The sequence below is a fragment of the Xanthomonas sp. 60 genome (assembly GCF_011761925.1).
Window position 1 is genome coordinate 543,922 of the sequence record NZ_JAASQW010000001.1, and the last position, 20,343, is coordinate 564,264.

Consider the following 20,343-nt stretch of genomic DNA (forward strand, 5'->3'; position numbering starts at 1 on the left):
CGTCGGCAGCTTGTAATGTCGGAGCGGGATCGGCAGCATCGCACCTCAACCAAAGTTGAGGTCAACACATGCCGGCACAGGAGCTGAGTGTAGGTGAGGTGGCGCGGCGCAGCGGCGTGGCTGTTTCGGCACTGCACTTCTACGAGCGCAAGGGATTGATCCACAGCCTGCGTACGGCCGGCAACCAGCGCCGCTACGCACGCGATGTCCTGCGTCGGTTGGCGGTGGTGCGCGTGGCGCAGCGCGTGGGCATGCCGCTGGAGGCGGTGGGTGAGGCACTGGCGGAGTTGCCGCAGGGGCGCACCCCGACCAAGGCCGAGTGGGCGCGCATGTCCGCGCGCTGGCGCGAGGAGCTTGACACGCGCATCGGCATGCTCGAGTTCCTGCGCGACCAGCTCACCGGGTGCATCGGCTGCGGATGCCTGTCGTTGAAACGGTGCCGGCTGGCCAATCCCGACGACGTGCTGGCTCGCGACGGTGGGGCTTGGCAGCGCTGGGAATGAGTGCGTGCTGTAACCGGTCGGTTACCAGACGGTGAGCACCTTGCCGCTCTGGATGCCTTCCACCGCACGCTGGTAGGCCAGGGCCACCCGTCGCGCGGGCACCGGTTCAAAGCCCGGAAAAGACGGTCCGTAACTGGCCATGGACTCTTCCAGCACACTCGGGCTGACTGCATTGATGCGCAGTCCGCGCGGCAGCAGTTCGAACGCGGCCGCCCGCACGAAGCCTTCCAGCGCGGCATTGACCGCCGTTGCATTGGCGCCGTCGCGGATGGGTTCGGCGCTGATGATGCCGGTGGTCAGCGTGATCGAGCCACCGCTGCGCAGGTGCGGCTGCGCGGCGAGCGCGAGGCGCACCTGGCCGAGCAGCTTGTCCTGCAGGCCGAGGCTGAAGGCCTGCGCATCCATCGCGGCGAGGGGGCCGAAATGCACCTGACCGGTGGTGGCGATGACCGCATCAAGCGCGCCACAGGTGGCGAACATCGCCTGCACGCTTTCGTCGCTGGCCAGGTCCACGCGCACGTCGCCGCTGTGGCGTCCGGCGCGGATGATGTCGTGGCGGGTGCCCAGGTGCTCGGCGACGGCGTGGCCGAGGGTACCGCTGGCTCCGACGATGAGGATCTTCATGGCGGGTTCTCGTTGGGGAATGCCGCCGAGTCTGCACGTGGAACCCGGCGTGCGTAAGGCGCGTATGCTTCGCAGATCCAGAACCAGGGGTTTGCAATGGACAGGTTGCGGTGCATGCAGGCGTTCGTCGCCGTCGCCGATGCCGGCAGCTTCGCCGGCGCCGCCGAGCGGCTCCAGGTGTCGGCGGTGATGGTCGGCAAGTACGTGCAGCAGCTGGAACGCCACCTCGGGACGGTGCTGCTGCAGCGGAACACGCGCCGCCAGCGCCTTACCGATGCCGGTGCGGTCTACCTCGACGGCTGCCGCCAGGTGCTGGACCAGGTGCTGCAGGCCGAGGCTGGCGTGGCCGGTCTGCAGGTGCAGCCGAAAGGGTTGCTGCGGGTCAGCGCCCCGGTCAGCTGGGGCACGGCCGTGCTGGCGCCGGTGCTGCCTGCGCTGTTGCGGGCGCAGCCGCTGCTGGATATCGAACTGGACCTCGGCAACCGGCGGGTGGATCTGATCGAGGATGGCTTCGATGCCGCCATCCGGGTCGGCCCGCTGCCCTCGCGCGAGCTGGTGGCACGGCCCCTGCAGCCCTACGCCATGAGTCTGTGCGCCGCACCGGCCTATCTGCGGCGCCGTGGCACCCCGCGCACGCCGGCCGACCTGAGCGGGCACGATTGCCTGGGACACCTCGCCTGGCGCGGGGGGCATGGCTGGGAGTTCGCCGATGGCACGCGCGTCGACTGGGAGGGCAGGGCCCGGTTGACCAGCAACGATGGCCAGCCCTGCGCGAGGTGGCCCTGGCCGGGGGCGGGCTGATCCTGCAGCCCACCGCGCTGCTCGCGGCGGACATTGCCGCCGGCCGGCTGCGGCCGCTGCTGCGCGGGCATCTGCCTGCACCGCGGGCCATGCACCTGATCTACCTGCCGGAGCGCCGGCCGCGGCCACGCCTGCAGTGTTTCATCGAGTTCGTGCTGGCGCGTTTCGCGCGCGTGGCCGTAGCGGGCGGTTGATCAGGGCAGGTCGTCGTCGTTCGCTGCGGACAGGGCCTGCCCGCGGCGCTGTGCTGCGCGCAGCGCCTCGGCAACCAGGGCCTCGAAGCCGCCCGCCTGGAAGGCCTCGATGGCGGCCTGCGTGGTGCCGTTGGGCGAGGTGACACGGCGGCGCAGGTCCGCGGCCGGTTCGCCGGCCTCATCGAGCATGCGCGCGGCGCCGAGCAGGGTCTGCTGCACCAGCGTGCGTGCGGCAGCGACGGGCAGCCCCTGTGCCACGCCGGCCGCTTCCATTGCCTCGGCCAGCAGGAAGACGTAGGCCGGCCCGCTTCCGGACACCGCCGTGACCGAATCCATCAGCGCTTCATCGTCCACCCACACGGTGCGTCCGGCGGTGGCCAGCACGGCGTCGGCCTGGGTGCGCTGCGGCGCAGTGACCTGCGCGGTGGCGAACAGTCCGGTCACCCCGGCACCGAGCAGGGCGGGCGTGTTGGGCATGGCGCGCACCACCGGCACGGCACCGCCCAGCCAGCGCTCGAGCTGGGCACTGGTGATGCCAGCGGCGATCGAGATCACCAGCGGTGCGGTCGCCTGTGCCTGTGCCTGCAGGCTCGCGCAGACCTCGCGCAGCACCTGCGGCTTCACCGCCAGCAGCCACACCGGTGCCTGCGCGGCTGCAGCGCCCGCCTCGGCATGCACGCTGACACCGAACTCCCCGGCCAGCGCGGTGCGCACGGCGGGCTGGGGTTCGGCGACATGGATACGCGCCGGGTCGGTGCCCTGGCGGACCAGTCCGGCGATCAGGCTGCGGGCCATGTTGCCGCCCCCGATGAAGGCGATGGAAGAATCGGTCATGCGGAAGGCTCCAGGTCAGCAGGGCGCGCGCGGGCGCCAAACAGGGCCGTGCCGATGCGCACCAGGGTGGCACCGGCAGCGATGGCTTCAGGATAATCGGCACTCATGCCCATCGACAGCGTATCCACGGTCGCATGGCCGGCGCGCAGCGCGTCGAACAGATCCGCCATCGCCGAGAAGGCCTGCTGCCGACGTGCGGGATCCGGCCACGGTGCGGGAATCGCCATCAGGCCGCGCAGGCGCAGTGTCGGCTCGGCACGGATGGCGGCCGCCAGCGCGTCCACCTCGCCCGGCGCACAGCCGTGCTTGCTGCTCTCGTCATCGATGTTGACCTGGATGAGCACGTTCAGCGGCCCACGCTCGAGGCGGCGGTGGCGGGCCAGCGCGGCCACCAGCTTGGGGCGGTCCACGCTCTGCACCCAGTCGAACGCCTGTGCGGCCTGCTCGGCCTTGTTGGACTGCAGGTGGCCGATCAGGTGCCATTCCAGTCCCAGCCCGCGCAGCGCCTCGATCTTGGCGACGGCCTCCTGGACATAGTTTTCGCCGAAGGCGCGCTGGCCCTGCGCGGCGAGCGCGGCGACGGCATCGGGCGGCTGGGTCTTGGAGACCGCCAGCAGCGCAGGCACGGGGCGACCGGCGGCGGTGGCCGCCTGGTGCAGGTTGTCCAGGATCTCGGGCAGGGGGCTGGGCACGTGGCGCGTTCCGGTGTGACAGGGCGCTATACTGACCCCCGGGGAAACAACCTTCCAGTCCAAGCCGTTATTGGGGAGTAGCCGCTCATGGATATCGCCGAACTTCTGGCGTTTTCTGTAAAGAACAAAGCATCCGACCTGCACCTGTCCGCCGGCCTGCCGCCGATGATCCGTGTCGACGGCGACGTCCGCCGCATCAACATCCCGGCGCTGGACCACAAGCAGGTACACGCGCTGGTGTACGACATCATGTCGGACAAGCAGCGGCGTGATTACGAAGAGTTCCTGGAAGTGGATTTCTCCTTCGAGATTCCTTCGCTGGCGCGCTTCCGTGTCAACGCGTTCAACCAGAACCGCGGCGCCGGTGCGGTGTTCCGCACCATTCCGTCCGAAGTGCTCACCCTGGAAGACCTGGCCTGCCCGCCGCTGTTCCGCGAGGTGATCCAGCAGCCGCAGGGCCTGATCCTGGTGACCGGCCCGACCGGTTCGGGCAAGTCGACCACGCTGGCGGCGATGATCGATTACATCAACAAGAACGAGTACGGGCACATCCTCACCGTCGAGGATCCGATCGAGTTCGTGCACACCTCGCAGAAGTGCCTGATCAACCAGCGCGAAGTGCATCGCGATACGCACGGCTTCAATGAAGCGCTGCGCTCGGCACTGCGCGAAGACCCGGACATCATCCTGGTCGGCGAACTGCGCGACCTGGAAACCATCCGCCTGGCGCTGACGGCGGCGGAAACCGGCCACCTGGTGTTCGGCACGCTGCACACCAGTTCGGCGGCCAAGACCATCGACCGCATCATCGACGTGTTCCCGGCCGGTGAGAAGCCGATGGTCCGTTCGATGCTGTCCGAGTCGCTGCGTGCGGTTATTTCGCAGGCGCTGCTGAAGAAGGTGGGCGGTGGCCGTACGGCGGCCTGGGAGATCATGGTGGGCACGCCGGCCATCCGCAACCTGATCCGCGAAGACAAGGTGGCGCAGATGTATTCGGCCATCCAGACCGGCCAGCAGATGGGCATGATGACGCTGGATCAGCACCTGCAGGACCTGGTCAAGCGCAGCCTGATCACGCGCAACCAGGCGCGCGAGTACGCCAAGGACAAGCGCCTGTTCGAGTAAGGCGATGCCTGCGTGGCGCGTGCCGCCCCCGGGTGGCGCACGCTGCGTGCCCTGTGCCCGCGTCCACTTTCCCGTCTTCCGGAGCCTGCCGTGAACAGTCCTGCCAATGCGCCCAGCACCGCCACCAGCACCATCGATTTCACCTCTTTCCTGAAGCTGATGGCGCACCAGCGCGCCTCCGATCTGTTCATCACTGCCGGCATGCCGCCGGCGATCAAGGTCAATGGCAAGATCTCGCCGATCACCCAGTCGCCACTGACGCCGCAGCAGAGCCGTGATCTGGTGTTGAACGTGATGACACCGGCGCAGCGCGAAGAGTTCGAGAAGACCCACGAGTGCAACTTCGCGATCGGGCTGTCCGGTGTCGGCCGCTTCCGCGTGAGCTGTTTCTACCAGCGCAACCAGGTCGGCATGGTGCTGCGTCGCATCGAGACGCGCATCCCGACGGTGGACGAGCTGAGCCTGCCGCCGATCATCAAGACACTGGCGATGACCAAGCGCGGCATCATCCTGTTCGTGGGCGCCACCGGCACGGGCAAGTCGACCTCGCTGGCGGCGATGATCGGCCACCGCAACCACAATTCCACCGGCCACATCATCACCATCGAAGATCCGATCGAGTTCGTGCACCGGCACGAGGGCTGCATCATCACCCAGCGCGAGGTCGGCATCGATACCGACAGCTGGGAAGCGGCGCTGAAGAACACGCTGCGGCAGGCGCCGGACGTGATCATGATCGGCGAGGTACGCACGCGCGAAGGCATGGACCATGCGATCGCGTTCGCGGAAACCGGCCACCTGGTGCTGTGCACGCTGCACGCCAACAACGCCAACCAGGCGATGGACCGTATCGTCAACTTCTTCCCGGACGACCGCCGTAACCAGCTGCTGATGGACCTGTCGCTGAACCTCAAGGGCGTGGTCGCGCAGCAGCTGGTGCCCTCACCGGACGGCAAGTCGCGCAAGGTGGCGATGGAGATCCTGCTGGGAACGCCGCTGGTGCAGGACTACATCCGCGACGGTGAGATCCACAAGCTCAAGGAGGTCATGAAGGACTCCACGCAGCTGGGCATGCGCACCTTCGACCAGAGCCTGTTCGAGCTGTACCAGGCCGGGGAGATCAGCTATGACGACGCGCTGCGCTATGCCGATTCGCAGAATGAAGTGCGCCTGCGCATCAAGCTGAGCCAGGGCGGTGACGCGCGCACGCTGTCGCAGGGCCTGGATGGCGTGGAGATTTCCGAGGTCCGTTGATCGCGCGCCCATCCGGTGGCGGGCGCGCTCACTCCATGCCGAGTTTCTTGAGCTTGTAGCGCAGCGCGCGGAAGGTGATGCCCAGCTGCGCGGCGGTACGGGTCTTGTTCCAGCGGTTTTCTTCCAGCGCGCGCTGGATGGCCGTGCGTTCCATCTGCTCGATGTAGGAGGGCAGGGCGGCACTGCCTGCGGGCAGGTCCGCCACGGCCTCCATCGGTGGCGTGGACGCCGTGGTGCCGGCGGGCCTGGAGGGCGCCTGCGGCAGGCGCAGGTCCGCCGCCCCGATGCTGTCCTCATCGCAGAGCGCAAGCGCGCGTTCGAGGATGTTTTCCAGTTCGCGCACGTTGCCGGGGAATCCGTACTGCATCAATGCCTCCACGGCAGAGGGGGCGAGCAGCGGGGTGGGCCGGCCGTGGGTGCGTGCCAGCCGGGTGAGGATGGAACCGGCCAGCTCGGGCAGGTCCTCGCGGCGTTCGCGCAGCGGCGGGACACGCAGTTCGATCACGTTGATGCGGTAGTACAGATCGTGGCGGAAGCGGCCATCCTCCACCAGCACGGCCAGGTCCTTGTGCGTGGCCGACAGGATGCGCACGTCGACTGCTTCCTCCGTGGAGGCGCCGACCGGCCGCACCGATTTTTCCTGGATGGCACGCAGCAGCTTCACCTGCATCTGCAGCGGCAGTTCGGCCACTTCATCCAGGAACAGCGTGCCTCCCTGCGCGGCCTGGAACAGGCCGGGCTTGTCGGCGTGGGCGCCGCTGAAGCTGCCCTTGCGGTGCCCGAAGAACTCGCTCTCCATCAGTTCCGAAGGAATGGCGCCACAGTTGACCGGGACGAACGGCCCGGAGCCGCGCGCACCCTGCTCGTGGATGGTGCGCGCGACCAGTTCCTTGCCCACGCCCGATTCGCCGACGATGTACACCGGTGCCTGGCTGCGGGCCACCTTGCCCAGCGTGCTGCGCAGCAGGTCCATCGCCTGCGAGCGACCCAGCAGCCGCGAGGACTGCTCGGCAACGGCCGGTGCCTGCGGCCGCTCGGCGTTGTTGAGCTCCAGGGCATGCTTGACCAGGCCGCGCAGCACGGCGATGTCCACCGGCTTGCTGACGAAATCGAAGGCGCCGGCCTTCAGTGCTTCCACGGCCAGATCCATGCTGCCGAACGCGGTGATCATCGCCACCGGCGTGCGTGGATGGTGCTGGGCGATCTCGGCCACCAGCTCGATGCCGTTGCCATCGGGCAGGCGCATGTCCGTGATGCACAGATCGTACGGATTGCTCGCCAGCAGCTCGCGCGCTTCGGCAAGGTTGGCGGCGGTATTGATGCGCAGCCCCATGCGTCCCAGGGTCAGCACCAGCAACTCACGGATGTCGCGCTCGTCGTCGACGACAAGGGCACTACGGGTTGGATTCATGGAATGAAAGATAGCGGAGGGGTGTGGCGGCGACAAATCAACGGCGTGCGCCGCAGCGCTGCGGTTTCATCCGGAAAGCAGCGTGTGCGGGGCGGCAAGGGTCAGGCGGAAGCAGGCGCCACCTGCAGGCACCGGTACATAGTCCAACCGTGCCTGGTTGGCGCGGCAGAGCTCACGGGCGATGTACAGGCCCAGCCCGGTGCCATGCTCGGAGGTGGTGAAGAACGGGCGGAACAGCTGGGCCACCACGGGTTCGGGAATGCCCGGGCCACGATCCATGACATCGATCACCGGGCTGCGTTCCTGCAGGGCCACGCGCAGCCGCACGCGCGCGGGCTGCTCACCGATGCGCCCGTATTTGAGCGCGTTGTGGACCAGCGCGGTGAGCATCTGGTGCAGGTGGCGGGGATCGACCTGGGCGGCCACGGAGGTGCTGGAGATGATCGGTTCAACGCTGTCGGTTTCCAGCGAGAGACCCTGCCGGTACTCCAGTACGAAGCGTCGTACGAAGGCGACCAGGTCCACGTTCTCCGGGTTGGCACGCTCGCGGCGCGCCAGCCCCAGCACGCTCTCCACGATGCCATTGGTGCGGTGGCACTGCAGCCGGATGATTTCCAGCAGCCGGCGGTCGCTGGCGTTGAAGTTGGCGTCCTCTTCCTCCAGCAGCTGCACGGCATAGTTGATGGCCGCCAGCGGGTTGCGGATCTCGTGCGCGAGGCTGGCCGAGAAGCGCCCCATGGCCGACAGCGTGAGCGATTCGGCGCGCCGTGACACCACGCTGGAGTCATCCAGGAACACCAGCGTGAGGTCGCTGCCAGCCAACAGGCGCGCAAAGCGCGGCTGCACCTCGGGGTGGTCCGGGGACAGTTCCAGCGGCGTCTCTTCCTGGTTCCAGCCACCCCGCCAGCGCTGCAGCCGGCGCGCCAGTTCGGCAGGCAGGCGGCCGCGCTGCGGCCGTTCGCCCGTGGTCCCTTCGTCGTCGCCCAGCAGCGTCGAGGCAGCTTCGTTGGCGAGGGTGATGCGGTTGTTGCCATCCACCACCAGCACGCCGGTGCGCATGCGGCGGATGATCAGTTCGTTGATCTGGAAGAGGTTGGCCACCTCGTCGCCGCGCTGGTTGGCAAGCTGCTGGTTCTGCCGGGCGCGGTTGGCGACCTGGAAGCTGATGTAGGCCAGCGCGAGGTAACTGGTGGCGAACATCGCCAGCTCGGCCAGGGTGCGCGTGGGGGCGCCGCCCTCCAGCAGTTTCCAGACATACTCGGCCACCGTGGCCACACTGGCGCCCAGTGCCAGCGACATGCCCAGGGTCAGCGGCAGCAGCGTCGCGGCGGCGGCGATGTTGAACAGCAGCGACATGGAAATGCCCGCGCTGGCGCCGGGCAGGGCATGGGCCAGCAGCGTGGCGGCGACGATGTCCACCCCGACCCCGAGCAGCACGATGGAGCGCAGGGCGCGACCGCTGCGCCCCAGCAGCAGGAGCAGCAGCGCGCAGGCCAGGTAGGTGCCGGAGACTGCTGCCGCCATCACCGGGTGGTACGGCTCGCCGACCATACCGGCAAGCGGACTGAACAGCAGCGCGGCGATGACAGTGGCGATCAGCAGCCGGTACAGGGCGAAGAAATACAGCTCGCGCTTGGGCATGGACTCGATTCGGTCAATCAGTGACGCCGTTGGTGCCACGCCGGAACTCCCCTTCAGGCTGTACCGGAGTATAGGCAGCCCCGGCGTCCCTGCCGACCCCGCCCGCGCCGGCCATGAAGCGCCCGGGATCCGCCACACTTCGGATGTTGGCCATATTTCGTTCACAACTGACTGAAAATCCAGCGAAAATCCATGAACGGAAGCAGGTCCGGGTGGATTGCATCGCAGACGTCTTTGCGCCACGCGTCGGGGTCAGCCACAATAGTGGGCCCGCCGCGGTCCGTGCCGGTGCCCGAAAGGGAGCCTTGGAGATGCGTGCGGTCGTTCCTATTCCCACGGTGACGCATGAATTTCCACGAATACCAGTCAAAACAGCTGCTTGCCGAGTACGGCATTCCCGTTCCGGCCGGCAAGGTCGCGGCTACTCCGGATGAAGCGGTCGACGCGGCCAACGCACTGGGCCAGGGCCCCTGGATGGTCAAGGCGCAGATCCACGCTGGCGGCCGCGGCAAGGCTGGCGGCGTCAAGTTCTGCAAGACCACCGACGATGTGAAGGCTGCTGCGGCCAAGATGCTCGGCACCAAGATGGCCACCTACCAGACCGCCGGCGTCGAACTGCCGGTCAACCTGGTACTGGTGACCACCGCGGGCGAGATCGTCAAGGAACTGTACCTGTCGGTGCTGGTCGACCGTGGCACCAAGACCATCACCTACATCGCCTCTTCGGAAGGCGGCGTGGAGATCGAGCAGGTCGCCGCTGAAACCCCGGAGCTGATCCACTCGCTCAATGTCGACTTCGTCGAAGGCGTGCAGGGTTACCACGGCCGTGATTTCGGCTTCAAGCTCGGCCTGACCGCCAAGCAGGCCGGCCAGTTCGCCAGCATCATGGTGAACCTGTACCGCCTGTTCAACGAAAAGGACCTGGCGCTGGTTGAGATCAACCCGCTGGCGATCCTGGACGACGGCAACCTGTACGCGCTGGACGGCAAGTTCGACAGCGACGACAACGCCGCGTTCCGTCAGAAGGCGCTGGTCGCCATGCGCGACAAGACGCAGGAAGACGAGACCGAAGTGACCGCTTCGGAGCTGGACATCAACTACGTCACCATGGACGGCAACATCGGCTGCATGGTCAACGGCGCCGGCCTGGCCATGGCCACCATGGACGTCATCAAGCTCAACGGCGGCGAGCCGGCGAACTTCCTGGACGTGGGCGGCGGCGCCAACAAGCAGCGCGTCATCGAGGCGTTCAAGCTCATCCTGTCCTCGGACAAGGTCGAAGGCATCTTCGTCAACATCTTCGGCGGCATCGTCCGCTGCGACATGATCGCCGAGGGCATCATCGCGGCCGTCAAGGAAGTGGGCGTCAAGGTTCCGGTCGTGGTGCGCCTGGAAGGCACCAACGTGGAAGAAGGCAAGCAGCTGCTGCGTGACAGCGGCATGGCCATCATCCCGGCCGACAACATCAACGACGGCGCCAAGAAGGTCGTTGAAGCTGTCAAGAACGCCGCCTGATCCGACACCGAAGGAAATCCAATGTCAGTTTTGATCAACAAGAACACCAAGGTGATCGTGCAGGGCTTCACCGGCCAGCAGGGTACCTTCCACGCCACCCAGATGGTCGAGTACGGCACGCAGGTGGTTGGTGGCGTGACCCCGGGCAAGGGTGGCACCACCCATCTTGACCTGCCGGTCTTCAACACCGTCGCCGACGCCGTGCAGGCCACCGGCGCCGACGCCTCGGTGATCTACGTGCCGCCGCCGTACGCGGCCGATGCGATCCTGGAAGCGGCCGCGGCCGGCATCAAGGTCATCGTGTGCATCACCGAAGGCATTCCGGTGCTGGACATGCTGCGCGTCAAGAACGTGCTGACCCGTGCCCATGCGGACACCGTGCTGATCGGCCCGAACTGCCCCGGCGTGATCACCCCCGGTGAGTGCAAGATCGGCATCATGCCGGGCCACATCCACAAGCCGGGCAAGATCGGCATCGTGTCCCGTTCGGGCACGCTGACCTATGAAGCCGTGAAGCAGACCACCGAAGTCGGCCTGGGCCAGTCCACCTGCATCGGCATCGGTGGTGACCCGATCAACGGCCTGAACTTCGTCGACTGCCTGAAGCTGTTCAACGAAGACCCGCAGACCGAGGGCATCATCATGGTCGGCGAGATCGGCGGTGACGCTGAGGAAGCCGGTGCCGAGTACATCAAGAACCACGTGAAGAAGCCGGTCGTGGGCTTCATCGCCGGTGCGTCGGCCCCGGCCGGCAAGCGCATGGGCCACGCCGGTGCGATCGCCTCCGGTGGCAAGGGCACGGCGGAAGGCAAGTTCGCCGCCATGGAAGCGGCCGGTGTGGTCACGGTGCGTTCGCCGGGCGACCTGGGCGCCGCCATCGCCAAGCTGGTCAAGTAAGCAACCTGCAACGTGCGGGTGAGGGAAGGCCGCCTCCGGGCGGCCTTCCTGCGTCTGGGCCGCGCGCGAAGCGGACATGCCGATTCGCACAGCCGGGCAGGGCGCGGCCCTACAATGAGCGCAGTGCAACTACAGGCTGGACCTCATGGCTTCGATCCGCATTGCGATGGCGCAGTTTGATTTCCCGGTGGGCGCGGTGGCCGGCAACACCGACCGCATCATCGACCTGATCGAGCAGGCGCGCGAGGACCACGGCGCCGATCTGGTGGTGTTCCCGGAACTGGCCGTCAGCGGCTACCCGCCCGAGGACCTGCTGCTGCGCCCGGGCTTCCTGCGCGACTGCGAGCAGGCCATGGAGCGCATCGCGCAGGCATGCCGTGGCATCACCGCCGTGGTGGGCTGGCCGCAGCCGGCCGGGCCGGTGGTCTACAACGCCGCGAGCGTGCTGCGCGATGGCCGCGTGGACATCACTTACCGCAAGCGCGAGCTGCCCAACTACGCGGTGTTCGATGAGCGGCGTTACTTCGATGTGGATCCGGACGGCGGCAGCTGCGTGTTCGAGGTCAACGGCGTGCCGGTCGGTGTGCTGATCTGCGAAGACCTGTGGTTCGCCGAACCGATCGCCGACACGGTGGCCAACGGCGCCCAGCTGGTGGTGGTGCCCAATGCCTCGCCGTACGAGCGCGGCAAGCACGCGCAGCGCGATGCCGTGCTGGCCGCACGCACGCGCGACAGCGGGGCGGCGATCGCCTACCTCAACGTGGTCGGCGGTCAGGATGCCCTGGTGTTCGACGGCGCTTCGGTGGTGGCTGATGCCGATGGCACTGTTCACCCGGCTGCGGCCGCGTTCACCGAGCAGTGGCTGGTGGTGGACTATGACAGCGAGCAGCGCCGCTTCCTGCCGCTGCTGTGGATGGACGACGGTGACGAAAGCATGGACGCCCTGGCATGGCGCGCGGTCACCCGCGGCCTGCAGGACTACTGTGCCAAGAATGGCTTCAGCAAGGTCTGGCTCGGGCTTTCCGGCGGCATCGACTCGGCCCTGGTGCTGGCCATGGCGGTGGACGCGCTGGGCGCGGAGAATGTCACCGCCGTGCGCCTGCCTTCGCGCTACACCGCAGGCCTGTCCAATGACCTGGCCGCCGAGCAGTGCCGCGCGCTGGGCGTCAAGCTCGAAGCGGTCTCCATCGAGCCGGCGTTCAAGGGCCTGATGGACGCGCTGGGGCCGATGTTCGAAGGCACCACGCCGGACATCACCGAAGAGAACCTGCAGAGCCGCAGCCGTGGCGTGATCCTGATGGCGCTGGCCAACAAGTTTGGTGGGCTGCTGCTGACCACCGGCAACAAGAGCGAGTACGCGGTGGGCTACGCGACCATCTACGGTGACATGTGCGGTGGCTACGCGCCCTTGAAGGATCTGTACAAGACCGAAGTGTTCGGTCTGGCCAAGTGGCGCAACACCGTGGGGGGCGCGCCGGTGATTCCACCGGCGGTGATCAGCCGGCCGCCCTCGGCGGAACTGCGCGACAACCAGCTCGATCAGGATTCGTTGCCGGCCTACGACGTGCTTGATGGCATCCTGTACCGTTTCGTCGACCAGGAACAATCGCGCGAGGAGATCATCGCGGCAGGCTATGCGGGCGAGGTCGTGGACCGCGTGCTGCGGCTGGTGCGCATCAGCGAATGGAAGCGGCATCAGGCGGCGATCGGACCCAAGGTATCGCGGCGGGCGTTCGGGCGTGAGCGACGGTATCCGATCAGCAACGGGTATGCGGGCTGAAATCTGAAGGGTCTTGCAGAATTCGCGTGGATCCAGCGTCGGCCATTGTCTTCGTGTTGTTTTCCTTCGCCTGATCCGCCTAGCGTGGAGGGCCGCGCACACGTGCGCCCGGCCCTCCCCCTGGAACGAGAAGGATGTCCCGTGACGCCTGCAGCCCACCTGCCGCCCACCACGACCGTGCCGAGGCCGGCGCCTCCTTGCCGATCGGCATGGACCGCGAGCCCTCTGCCGACCCTGCTCCGCATCGCCAACGCGATCCTGGACCCCGCGATGCAAGCCGCCCGGTGCGTGCTGCGCTCCCCTGAGAAGGCGCTCGCCGCTGGCCTTGCCGTGCTGGGCACCCTGAAAAGCGTGGCGGCGAATCCCCTGGACGGACGCCCGGGCCCGGGTGCAGTGCCGCGAGGGGCGGGCCGCACCATAGGGGAGGATATCGACGCCTGCATCCACGAACGCCACATTCCGGATCTGGATCCCAGGGACACCGAGGCGCATTGTCTGGGCGAGATTGCTTACGGCCAGGCGACCGGCCGACGCTTCGAGCCGGACGTGTTTCGTGAACTGGGGCGCAGGGAGGTGCCCATGGGCTCCGATGCGGGCCGCTATGTGGCGTTGGTGAAGCGCGGCATGCATGAGGCGGTCCCGCTGCCCAGTGCCGACACGCCGGAGCGTAACGTGGCGGACGCAGCGAAGCTTGTCGTGAAGGTCCCCGGTGTCCAGCGTCGGGTCGACGCCGATGCGGCCGCGCTGGTGGATGACTGCGATCTGCGCGAACGCGTGGACAATGATGATCTCGGCGTGCGGGGGCTGTTCATCCGCGCGGACGCGGAGGAGGTCCTGCACAGCGAAGCCTGCGCTGCCGAGGGGCTGCAGGTCCCTACGACGCTGGAACTGCGCAGGGCCAACGCCGCCCAGTTTTACCAGTCGGGGAAGGTGGGCGACAGGCAGGCATTCCGGAGGGGGCAGTATGCAATCCACGGGGGTGAAGGCCGGGACGCCGCCAACGCCGCCTACGCTGATGCCGTCATCGACCGCATCGTCGAGCGCGTCGGACTATGACGCTGGCGCGTTGATCAACCGGAAACAGAAACGCCCCGCTTGCGGCGGGGCGTCTGCTGTGAAGCCGGGGACAGCCGTTACTTCCGGTTCAACGTCGCATTGCGCTGGCCGGTGGTGGCCGACTTCTCACCCGCGAACGGGTTCAGCTTGCGGATCATCCAGGGGTACTTCGGCCAGTCGCCGGTGAGCCACGGATGCTGCGGCTGGTTGAGCTCGAGCACGCGACGCGAATCGTCGGCCAGCGTCTTGTTGCCCAGGTGGGTATAGGCTTCGCCGAGCACGGCCACCGCATCGTACTGATAGGCGCTCTGCGGGTAGGTTTCCAGCAGGAAGTTGGCGCGGCCGGCGGCAGACACATAGGCCTGGCGACGCAGGTAATACAGCGCGTTGTCCAGCTCGTGCTGCGCGAAGATGTCGCGCAGATCGATCATCCGCTGGCGCGCGTCGGCGGCATAGCGGCTGTTCGGGTAGCGGTCCATCACGATGTTGAAATCGGCGTAGGCCTGGCGCGGAGTGGACAGGTCGCGGCGGCTGGCGTCCAGCGACCAGACGCGGCGCAGGAACACGGTGTCGCGGTTGCTGTTGGCCAGGCCGCGCAGGTAATACAGGTACGCCACGTTGCGGTGGGTCGGATAGGTGCGGATGAAGCGGTCGATGCTGGACACCGCGTCATCGCTCTTGCCGGCCTTGTACTGCGCATAGGCCGTTTCCATCATGGCCTGCTCGGTGTACGGGCCGTACGGATACTGCGCGATGAGGCGACGGAAGCTGGTTTCCGCACCGCTCCAGTTGCCGCCCTCCATCAGGGCGTGGCTCTTCTGGTAGAGCGTTTCCACCGGCTGCCCTTCATCGGGGTTGTCGCCCTTGGAATTGCGGCCGCAGCCGGTTGCAACGAAGACCATGACCAGCAGCAGGGCGGTCAGGCGGGCGGGCGCGGAGAGCGTGACGAGGCGTCGGATCATGGGTGTCGAGGCGGGACGCGGCTGGAATACGAAGGGTCGATGATAGCCTAGTGTCCTGTCCAGCGACTGAAACCGGCCGTCTGGACCCCAATTTTGTCCTCCAGGCACCCCCCGACATGTCCGATTCTCCAACTGAACAGGCCCGCCAGGCCGTCGTCCCCGACACTTCCGCTGGCCGCCGCTTCGATGCCGTGCTGGCCGAACTGTTCCCCGAATATTCCCGTTCACGCCTGTCCGAGTGGATCAAGAGCGGCGATGTGCTGCTCAATGGCGAGCCCGTGCGCGGTCGCGACCCGGTGCGCGGCGGGGAAGTGGCAACGCTGACGGCGGTGCTGGAAACCCAGACCCGTTCCGAGCCGGAGGACATTCCGCTGGACGTGCTCTACGAGGACGAGCACCTTCTGGTGATCAACAAGCCGGTGGGCCTGGTGGTGCATCCGGGCGCCGGCAATTCCAGCGGCACCCTGGTCAATGCGCTGCTCTACCGGGATCCGAGCGTGGCCACGCTGCCCCGTGCCGGCATCGTGCACCGCTTGGACAAGGACACCAGTGGCGTGATGGTCGTGGCGCGCACGCTGCAGGCGCAGACCGCGCTGGTGGAGCAGCTTTCGGCGCGCGATGTGCACCGCCAGTACCTGGCCGTGGTGAGCGGCGCGCTGGTGGCCGGTGGCACCGCCGATGCGCCGATCGACCGCCATCCGCGCGACCGCCTGCGCATGGGCGTGCGCGAGGATGGCAAGGAGGCCATCACCCACTACCGCCTGCGCGAGCGCTTCCGAGCCCACACCGCGCTGGAATGCCGGCTGGAGACGGGCCGGACCCACCAGATCCGCGTGCACATGGCGCACCTGCGCCATCCGATCATCGGCGATGCGCTGTACGGCGGCTCGCTGAAGCTGCCCAAGGGCGCCAGCGAAGAGCTGGTCGCCGCGCTGCGCGGTTTCAAGCGCCAGGCGCTGCACGCCGAGACGCTGGAATTCGTGCATCCGATGACCGGCGAGGCGGTGCGCACCAGTGCCGACGCCCCGGCGGACATGCAGCACCTGATCAAGGTGCTGCGTGAAGACAGTGCGGCCTTCGCCGAACGTGAGCGGGGCCGCTGGTGAGTGCAGCTGTGCTGCCGTTGCTGCAGGCGGACTGGCCCGCACCGCGCGGCGTCCGCGCGCTGACCACGCGACGCCATGGCGCAGGCTTTTCAGTGCCGCCGTTCGATCAGTTCAACCTGGGCAACCGCACGGCACCGGACGGCGACGATCCGGCCGCCGTGGCACGCAACCGCGCGCTGCTGCACGCCGGGCTGGCGCTGCCCTCGGCACCGCACTGGCTGCGGCAGGTGCATGGCACGCACGTGCTGCGCGTGGACACGCCGCCGACGCCGTATGCCGATGAGCCAGTGGCCGATGCCAGCGTCACCGGCCAGCGCGGGGTGGTGCTGGCCATCCTGACGGCCGACTGCCTGCCGGTGGTGCTCGCGGCGGAAGACGGCAGCGAGATCGGCGCGGCCCATGCCGGCTGGCGCGGACTGGCCGACGGCATGCTCGAGGCCACGGTGGCGGCCATGGCGACCCCGCCTGCACAGCTGCAGGTCTGGCTGGGTCCGGCAGCGGGGGCGGCGGATTACGAGATCGGCGAAGACGTGTGGACGGCCTTCGTCGGACCTGATCCGGGTGCCGCGACGGCCTTCGTGGCCACGCGGGCGGGGCACTGGAAGGTGGACCTGGCCGCGCTGGCGCGGCGTCGCCTGCAGGCGGTCGGCGTGCACGGCGCAAAGATCCATGGCGGTGGCCTGTCCACCATCGCCGATCCCGGGTTCTACTCGCACCGCCGTGACCGGCGGACCGGACGCATGGCCACTCTGGCATGGATGGCCTGACAGCCCGCGCGGCGACGCGGCTGCCAGGCCGCGCGTATCAGGCTTCCAGTGCTTCCAGGAAACTCTGGCGCCAGTGGTTGATGTCGTAGCGGCGCAGGTGGTCCATCATCGCGTTCCAGCGCTCCTGGCGGCGTTTGAGCGACATGGTCGAAGCCGTGGCGATCGCATCGGCCACACCGTCCAGATCATGCGGATTCACCAGCAGGGCCTGTTTCAGTTCGTCGGCCGCGCCGGCGAGCAGGGACAGCACCAGCACGCCGGGATCGTCCGGATCCTGCGACGCCACATATTCCTTGGCCACCAGATTCATGCCATCGCGCAGCGGCGTCACCAGGCCCACCGAGGCGGCGCGGTAGAAGCCGGTCAGGGTGGAATGGGTGAAGTTCTGGTTGACGTAGCGCAGCGGCGTCCAGTCCGGTGCGGCATGGCCTCCGTTGATATGCCCGGCAATCTGCTCAAGCTGGCCACGCAGCTGGCGGTACTCGGAGACATCGCCGCGCGACACCGGGGCGATCTGCAGGTAGGTCAGGCTGCCATGCTGGTCCGGGTGCCGCTCGAGATACCGTTCGAAGCCCTGGAAACGCTCCGGCAGGCCCTTCGAGTAATCCAGGCGGTCCACGCCGATGGCCAGCTTGCGCTCACGCAGGCTGCCGCGCAGATCCTTCACGGCGGTCTTGTTGGAGGCCGCACGCGCCTGCTGGGCGATGCGTTCGGTATCGATGCCGATCGGGAAGGAGGCGGCGCGGAAACGGCGTCCGCCCGGCGCCTCCAGCTGCCCGTCGGCCAGCACCTGACCCCCACCGTACAGGCGCAGGTACGTCTGGAAGCGGTCGGCATCGCGCCGGGTCTGGAAACCGATCAGGTCGTAGGCGAACAGCGAGGAGAACAGCCGCAGGTGGTCGGGCATGGCCTGCAGCAGATCGGCCGAGGGCATCGGCACGTGCAGGAAGAAGCCGATGCGGCACCCGATGCCGCGCTCGCGCAGCAGCGCACCCAGCGGGATCAGATGGTAATCGTGGATCCAGACCGTATCGTCTTCGCGCAGCAGCGGCGCGAGCTTGTCGGCGAACAGTGCGTTGACGCGGTGGTAGATTTCGCGCGTGCCGCGGTCATAGTCGACCAGATCCAGGCGGAAGTGCAGCAGCGGCCACAGCGTGCGGTTGGCGAAGCCGTTGTAGTAACCATCCACATCGCGCTTGGCCAGGTCCATGGTGACGTAGCGGATATCGCCTTCCTGCTGCTCGTGCAGTGTGCCGCTGTCTTCGCGGACCGATTTGCCACTCCAGCCGAACCAGACGCCGCCACGCTCCTTGAGCGCTGCGAGCAGGCCCACGGCCAAGCCGCCGGGGCGTGTGTCGCCCGGGATGGCGACACGGTTGGAGACGACGACCAAGCGACTCATGACGCCTCCTGCCAGGAACGCGACAGGCGCATGGCCGCCGTGATCAGGCCCACGTGCGAGTAGGTCTGCGGGAAGTTGCCCCACGCTTCGCCGTTGTCGAAGGCGAGGTCCTCCGACAGCAGGCCCAGGTGGTTGCGGCGCGAGAGCAGTGCTTCAAACATTTCGCGGGCTTCGTCCATGCGGCCGATCGCCGCCAGCGCGTCGATGTACCAGAACGTGCAGATGGTGAAGCTGGTTTCCGGCTCGCCGAAATCATCCGGCGCCACGTAGCGGTACAGTGCATCACCGTGCTTCAGATCGCGGCCGATGGCCTCCACGGTGGCCACGAAGCGCGGGTCACGGGCCTCGATGAACCCGATGTCGGCCAGCAGCAGCAGCGAGGCGTCGAGGCGGTGGCCGCCGAAGGTGTCGGTGAAATAACCGAGTTCTTCGCTGTAGGACTCACGCATGATGCGGTCGTGGATGGTATCGGCGCGCTCGCGCCAGTACTGGGCGCGGTCGTTGCGCTTGAGACGCACGGCGATCTTGCACAGCCGATCGCATGCGGCCCAGCACATCGCGCTGGTATAGGTGTGCACTTCCGTGCGCCCGCGGAACTCCCAGAGCCCGGCATCGGGGACATCGTGCAGTGCAAATGCCTGCTCGCCCAGCGGCTCCAGCCGCGCGAACGCATGGGCATCGCCCGGATCCTGCAGGCGCCGGTCGAAGAACAGCTGCGTGGAAGCCAGCACCACGCTGCCATACACATCGTGCTGGCGCTGCACCCAGGCCAGGTTGCCACGGCGCACTGGGCCCATGCCACGGTAACCGGACAGCGAGGCCACCTCGTGCTCGTCCAGCGTGGCCTCGAAGCCGATGCCGTACAGCGGCTGCAACGTGCCGTCATGGGTGGCGAGATTGAAGATGTAGCCGAGGAACTGCTCCATGCTGCGGGTGGCGCCGAGGCGATTGAGCGCACGCACCACGAATGCGGCATCGCGCAGCCAGCAGTAGCGGTAATCCCAGTTGCGCGTGCTGCCCGGCGCCTCCGGAATGGAGGTGGTCATGGCGGCGATGATCGCGCCGCTGTCCTCGTACTGGCACAGCTTGAGCGTGATCGCGCTGCGGATCACCGCGTCCTGCCATTCCAGCGGGATGGACAGATAGCGGACCCATTCGCGCCAATAGTCGGTGGTGCGCTGCAGGGCGTCCTGCACGTAGCCGCTGATGGAGCGGTCAAGCGATTCATCCACGCCCAGGATCAGGTGCACCGGATGGTTGAGCACCAACGGCAGCGACTCGCGCACGAAGCGCACCGGCATGTCCGTGGTGAGTCGCAGCACGTGGTTGGGCAGCATCCAGCGCACGTGGTTGCTGCCCCAGGTGGACTCCGGCACGCGCTCGCCCCAGTCCGCAAGCGGCCGCGCGACCACGCGGATGCGCGGGCTGCCGGCGATCGGGCGCACCTGGCGGATGAGGCTGACGGGACGATAGAAACGGTCGTTGTGCCGCCAGCGGGGCGCGAAATCGATGATTTCAACCGCAGCGCCATGCGTGTCATGGAGCACCGTGCGCAGCACGGCGGTGTTCTGCAGGTAGGCCTGTTCGCTGCTGGCGAAATCCTCCAGCTCGATGCCGAAGTCACCGCCTTCCTGCTGGTTTGGGCCGAGCAGGGCACAGAAGGTGGGATCGCCATCGAAGGTCGGCAGGCAGCTCCAGACCACGCGGGCCTGCGGGTCGATCAGGGCGCCGAAGCTGCCATTGCCGACGACGCCAAGATCAAGATCGGGTTGGGGCATG

General features: G+C 67.5%; 18 protein-coding genes and 1 pseudogene. 11 read left to right on the top strand and 8 right to left on the bottom strand.

All coding sequences use genetic code 11. From position 1 onward, the window contains the following. The first annotated feature begins 68 nt into the window (after window positions 1–68). Entirely contained in the window at window positions 69–503 is a 435-nt protein-coding gene (gene soxR / locus FHY09_RS02615; protein WP_166923833.1) for a redox-sensitive transcriptional activator SoxR, read from the top strand. Window positions 504–524: 21 nt separating this feature from the next. Here the strand turns inward: soxR and FHY09_RS02620 are convergent, their stop codons facing one another. After that, window positions 525–1,127, bottom strand: coding sequence for a short chain dehydrogenase (locus tag FHY09_RS02620; protein WP_166923835.1), 603 nt, complete (start codon window positions 1,125–1,127; stop codon window positions 525–527). Between the two features lie 114 nt (window positions 1,128–1,241). Between FHY09_RS02620 and FHY09_RS16405 the strand changes: the two are divergent. Beyond that, window positions 1,242–1,658: pseudogene (locus FHY09_RS16405) on the top strand (LysR family transcriptional regulator); the annotation flags it as partial. Between the two features lie 59 nt (window positions 1,659–1,717). Further along, window positions 1,718–2,122, top strand: a complete 405-nt coding sequence (locus FHY09_RS16410) for a LysR substrate-binding domain-containing protein (RefSeq protein WP_456362681.1) — start codon at window positions 1,718–1,720, stop codon at window positions 2,120–2,122. On the opposite strand, the gene proC is transcribed toward FHY09_RS16410, so the two are convergent. Next, window positions 2,123–2,956, bottom strand: a complete 834-nt coding sequence (gene proC / locus FHY09_RS02630; protein ID WP_166923837.1) for a pyrroline-5-carboxylate reductase — start codon at window positions 2,954–2,956, stop codon at window positions 2,123–2,125. Then, complete coding sequence (locus FHY09_RS02635) at window positions 2,953–3,648, bottom strand: YggS family pyridoxal phosphate-dependent enzyme (protein WP_166923839.1); 696 nt, start codon at window positions 3,646–3,648, stop codon at window positions 2,953–2,955. The genes proC and FHY09_RS02635 overlap by 4 nt, the downstream gene beginning before the upstream one ends. A gap of 87 nt (window positions 3,649–3,735) precedes the next feature. Between FHY09_RS02635 and FHY09_RS02640 the strand changes: the two genes are divergently transcribed. Further along, window positions 3,736–4,773 (top strand): type IV pilus twitching motility protein PilT, encoded by a 1,038-nt coding sequence (locus FHY09_RS02640; protein WP_166923841.1) that lies wholly within the window; start codon window positions 3,736–3,738, stop codon window positions 4,771–4,773. A gap of 90 nt (window positions 4,774–4,863) precedes the next feature. After that, window positions 4,864–6,027, top strand: a complete 1,164-nt coding sequence (locus FHY09_RS02645) for a PilT/PilU family type 4a pilus ATPase (RefSeq protein WP_456362682.1) — start codon at window positions 4,864–4,866, stop codon at window positions 6,025–6,027. A gap of 28 nt (window positions 6,028–6,055) precedes the next feature. On the opposite strand, the gene FHY09_RS02650 is transcribed toward FHY09_RS02645, so the two are convergent. Together FHY09_RS02650 and FHY09_RS02655 are read right to left on the bottom strand one after the other, a co-directional pair. Then, complete coding sequence (locus FHY09_RS02650) at window positions 6,056–7,438, bottom strand: sigma-54-dependent transcriptional regulator (RefSeq protein WP_166923842.1); 1,383 nt, start codon at window positions 7,436–7,438, stop codon at window positions 6,056–6,058. Between the two features lie 66 nt (window positions 7,439–7,504). Then, window positions 7,505–9,118 carry an ATP-binding protein gene (locus FHY09_RS02655; protein ID WP_166923843.1) on the bottom strand — a complete coding sequence of 538 codons (1,614 nt, stop codon included), beginning with the start codon at window positions 9,116–9,118 and terminating at the stop codon, window positions 7,505–7,507. 306 nt (window positions 9,119–9,424) lie between these two features. On the opposite strand from FHY09_RS02655, the gene sucC reads away from it, so the two are divergent. The 4 genes from sucC to FHY09_RS02675 all read left to right on the top strand — a co-directional run bounded on the left by sucC (window position 9,425) and on the right by FHY09_RS02675 (window position 14,327). After that, the gene (gene sucC / locus FHY09_RS02660) at window positions 9,425–10,594 is read left to right on the top strand and encodes an ADP-forming succinate--CoA ligase subunit beta (RefSeq protein ID WP_166923844.1); all 1,170 of its coding nucleotides are present in this window, start codon (window positions 9,425–9,427) and stop codon (window positions 10,592–10,594) included. 21 nt (window positions 10,595–10,615) lie between these two features. After that, on the top strand, window positions 10,616–11,491 hold the full coding sequence (gene sucD, locus FHY09_RS02665; RefSeq protein ID WP_166923845.1) for a succinate--CoA ligase subunit alpha: 876 nt from the start codon (window positions 10,616–10,618) through the stop codon (window positions 11,489–11,491). 145 nt (window positions 11,492–11,636) lie between these two features. Beyond that, window positions 11,637–13,271: an NAD+ synthase gene (locus FHY09_RS02670; RefSeq protein ID WP_166923846.1), complete on the top strand. Its 1,635-nt coding sequence runs from the start codon at window positions 11,637–11,639 to the stop codon at window positions 13,269–13,271. A gap of 141 nt (window positions 13,272–13,412) precedes the next feature. Further along, window positions 13,413–14,327 carry a hypothetical protein gene (locus tag FHY09_RS02675; RefSeq protein WP_166923847.1) on the top strand — a complete coding sequence of 305 codons (915 nt, stop codon included), beginning with the start codon at window positions 13,413–13,415 and terminating at the stop codon, window positions 14,325–14,327. Between the two features lie 77 nt (window positions 14,328–14,404). On the opposite strand, the gene FHY09_RS02680 is transcribed toward FHY09_RS02675, so the two are convergent. Then, the gene (locus FHY09_RS02680; RefSeq protein WP_166923849.1) at window positions 14,405–15,289 is read right to left on the bottom strand and encodes an outer membrane protein assembly factor BamD; all 885 of its coding nucleotides are present in this window, start codon (window positions 15,287–15,289) and stop codon (window positions 14,405–14,407) included. Between the two features lie 116 nt (window positions 15,290–15,405). Here FHY09_RS02680 and rluD point away from each other — a divergent pair, with 116 nt between their 5' ends. Together rluD and pgeF are read left to right on the top strand one after the other, a co-directional pair. Further along, complete coding sequence (gene rluD, locus FHY09_RS02685; protein WP_166923851.1) at window positions 15,406–16,395, top strand: 23S rRNA pseudouridine(1911/1915/1917) synthase RluD; 990 nt, start codon at window positions 15,406–15,408, stop codon at window positions 16,393–16,395. Continuing rightward, entirely contained in the window at window positions 16,392–17,162 is a 771-nt protein-coding gene (pgeF, locus tag FHY09_RS02690; RefSeq protein WP_166923853.1) for a peptidoglycan editing factor PgeF, read from the top strand. The genes rluD and pgeF overlap by 4 nt, the downstream gene beginning before the upstream one ends. A gap of 37 nt (window positions 17,163–17,199) precedes the next feature. Here the strand turns inward: pgeF and otsA are convergent, their stop codons facing one another. Both otsA and FHY09_RS02700 read right to left on the bottom strand, forming a co-directional pair. Further along, window positions 17,200–18,564: an alpha,alpha-trehalose-phosphate synthase (UDP-forming) gene (gene otsA / locus FHY09_RS02695; protein WP_166923855.1), complete on the bottom strand. Its 1,365-nt coding sequence runs from the start codon at window positions 18,562–18,564 to the stop codon at window positions 17,200–17,202. Beyond that, entirely contained in the window at window positions 18,561–20,342 is a 1,782-nt protein-coding gene (locus FHY09_RS02700; RefSeq protein ID WP_166923857.1) for a glycoside hydrolase family 15 protein, read from the bottom strand. The genes otsA and FHY09_RS02700 overlap by 4 nt, the downstream gene beginning before the upstream one ends. Window position 20,343 lies beyond the last annotated feature (1 nt).

What these genes read in the sequence shown, in the direction of transcription:
- soxR (WP_166923833.1), top strand. Translation starts at nt 69, where the DNA reads ATGCCGGCACAGGAGCTGAGTGTAGGTGAGGTGGCGCGGCGCAGCGGC.
- FHY09_RS02620 (WP_166923835.1), bottom strand. Translation starts at nt 1,127, where the DNA reads ATGAAGATCCTCATCGTCGGAGCCAGCGGTACCCTCGGCCACGCCGTC.
- proC (WP_166923837.1), bottom strand. Translation starts at nt 2,956, where the DNA reads ATGACCGATTCTTCCATCGCCTTCATCGGGGGCGGCAACATGGCCCGC.
- FHY09_RS02640 (WP_166923841.1), top strand. Translation starts at nt 3,736, where the DNA reads ATGGATATCGCCGAACTTCTGGCGTTTTCTGTAAAGAACAAAGCATCC.
- FHY09_RS02650 (WP_166923842.1), bottom strand. Translation starts at nt 7,438, where the DNA reads ATGAATCCAACCCGTAGTGCCCTTGTCGTCGACGACGAGCGCGACATC.
- sucC (WP_166923844.1), top strand. Translation starts at nt 9,425, where the DNA reads ATGAATTTCCACGAATACCAGTCAAAACAGCTGCTTGCCGAGTACGGC.
- sucD (WP_166923845.1), top strand. Translation starts at nt 10,616, where the DNA reads ATGTCAGTTTTGATCAACAAGAACACCAAGGTGATCGTGCAGGGCTTC.
- FHY09_RS02670 (WP_166923846.1), top strand. Translation starts at nt 11,637, where the DNA reads ATGGCTTCGATCCGCATTGCGATGGCGCAGTTTGATTTCCCGGTGGGC.
- FHY09_RS02680 (WP_166923849.1), bottom strand. Translation starts at nt 15,289, where the DNA reads ATGATCCGACGCCTCGTCACGCTCTCCGCGCCCGCCCGCCTGACCGCC.
- rluD (WP_166923851.1), top strand. Translation starts at nt 15,406, where the DNA reads ATGTCCGATTCTCCAACTGAACAGGCCCGCCAGGCCGTCGTCCCCGAC.
- otsA (WP_166923855.1), bottom strand. Translation starts at nt 18,564, where the DNA reads ATGAGTCGCTTGGTCGTCGTCTCCAACCGTGTCGCCATCCCGGGCGAC.
- FHY09_RS02700 (WP_166923857.1), bottom strand. Translation starts at nt 20,342, where the DNA reads ATGCCCCAACCCGATCTTGATCTTGGCGTCGTCGGCAATGGCAGCTTC.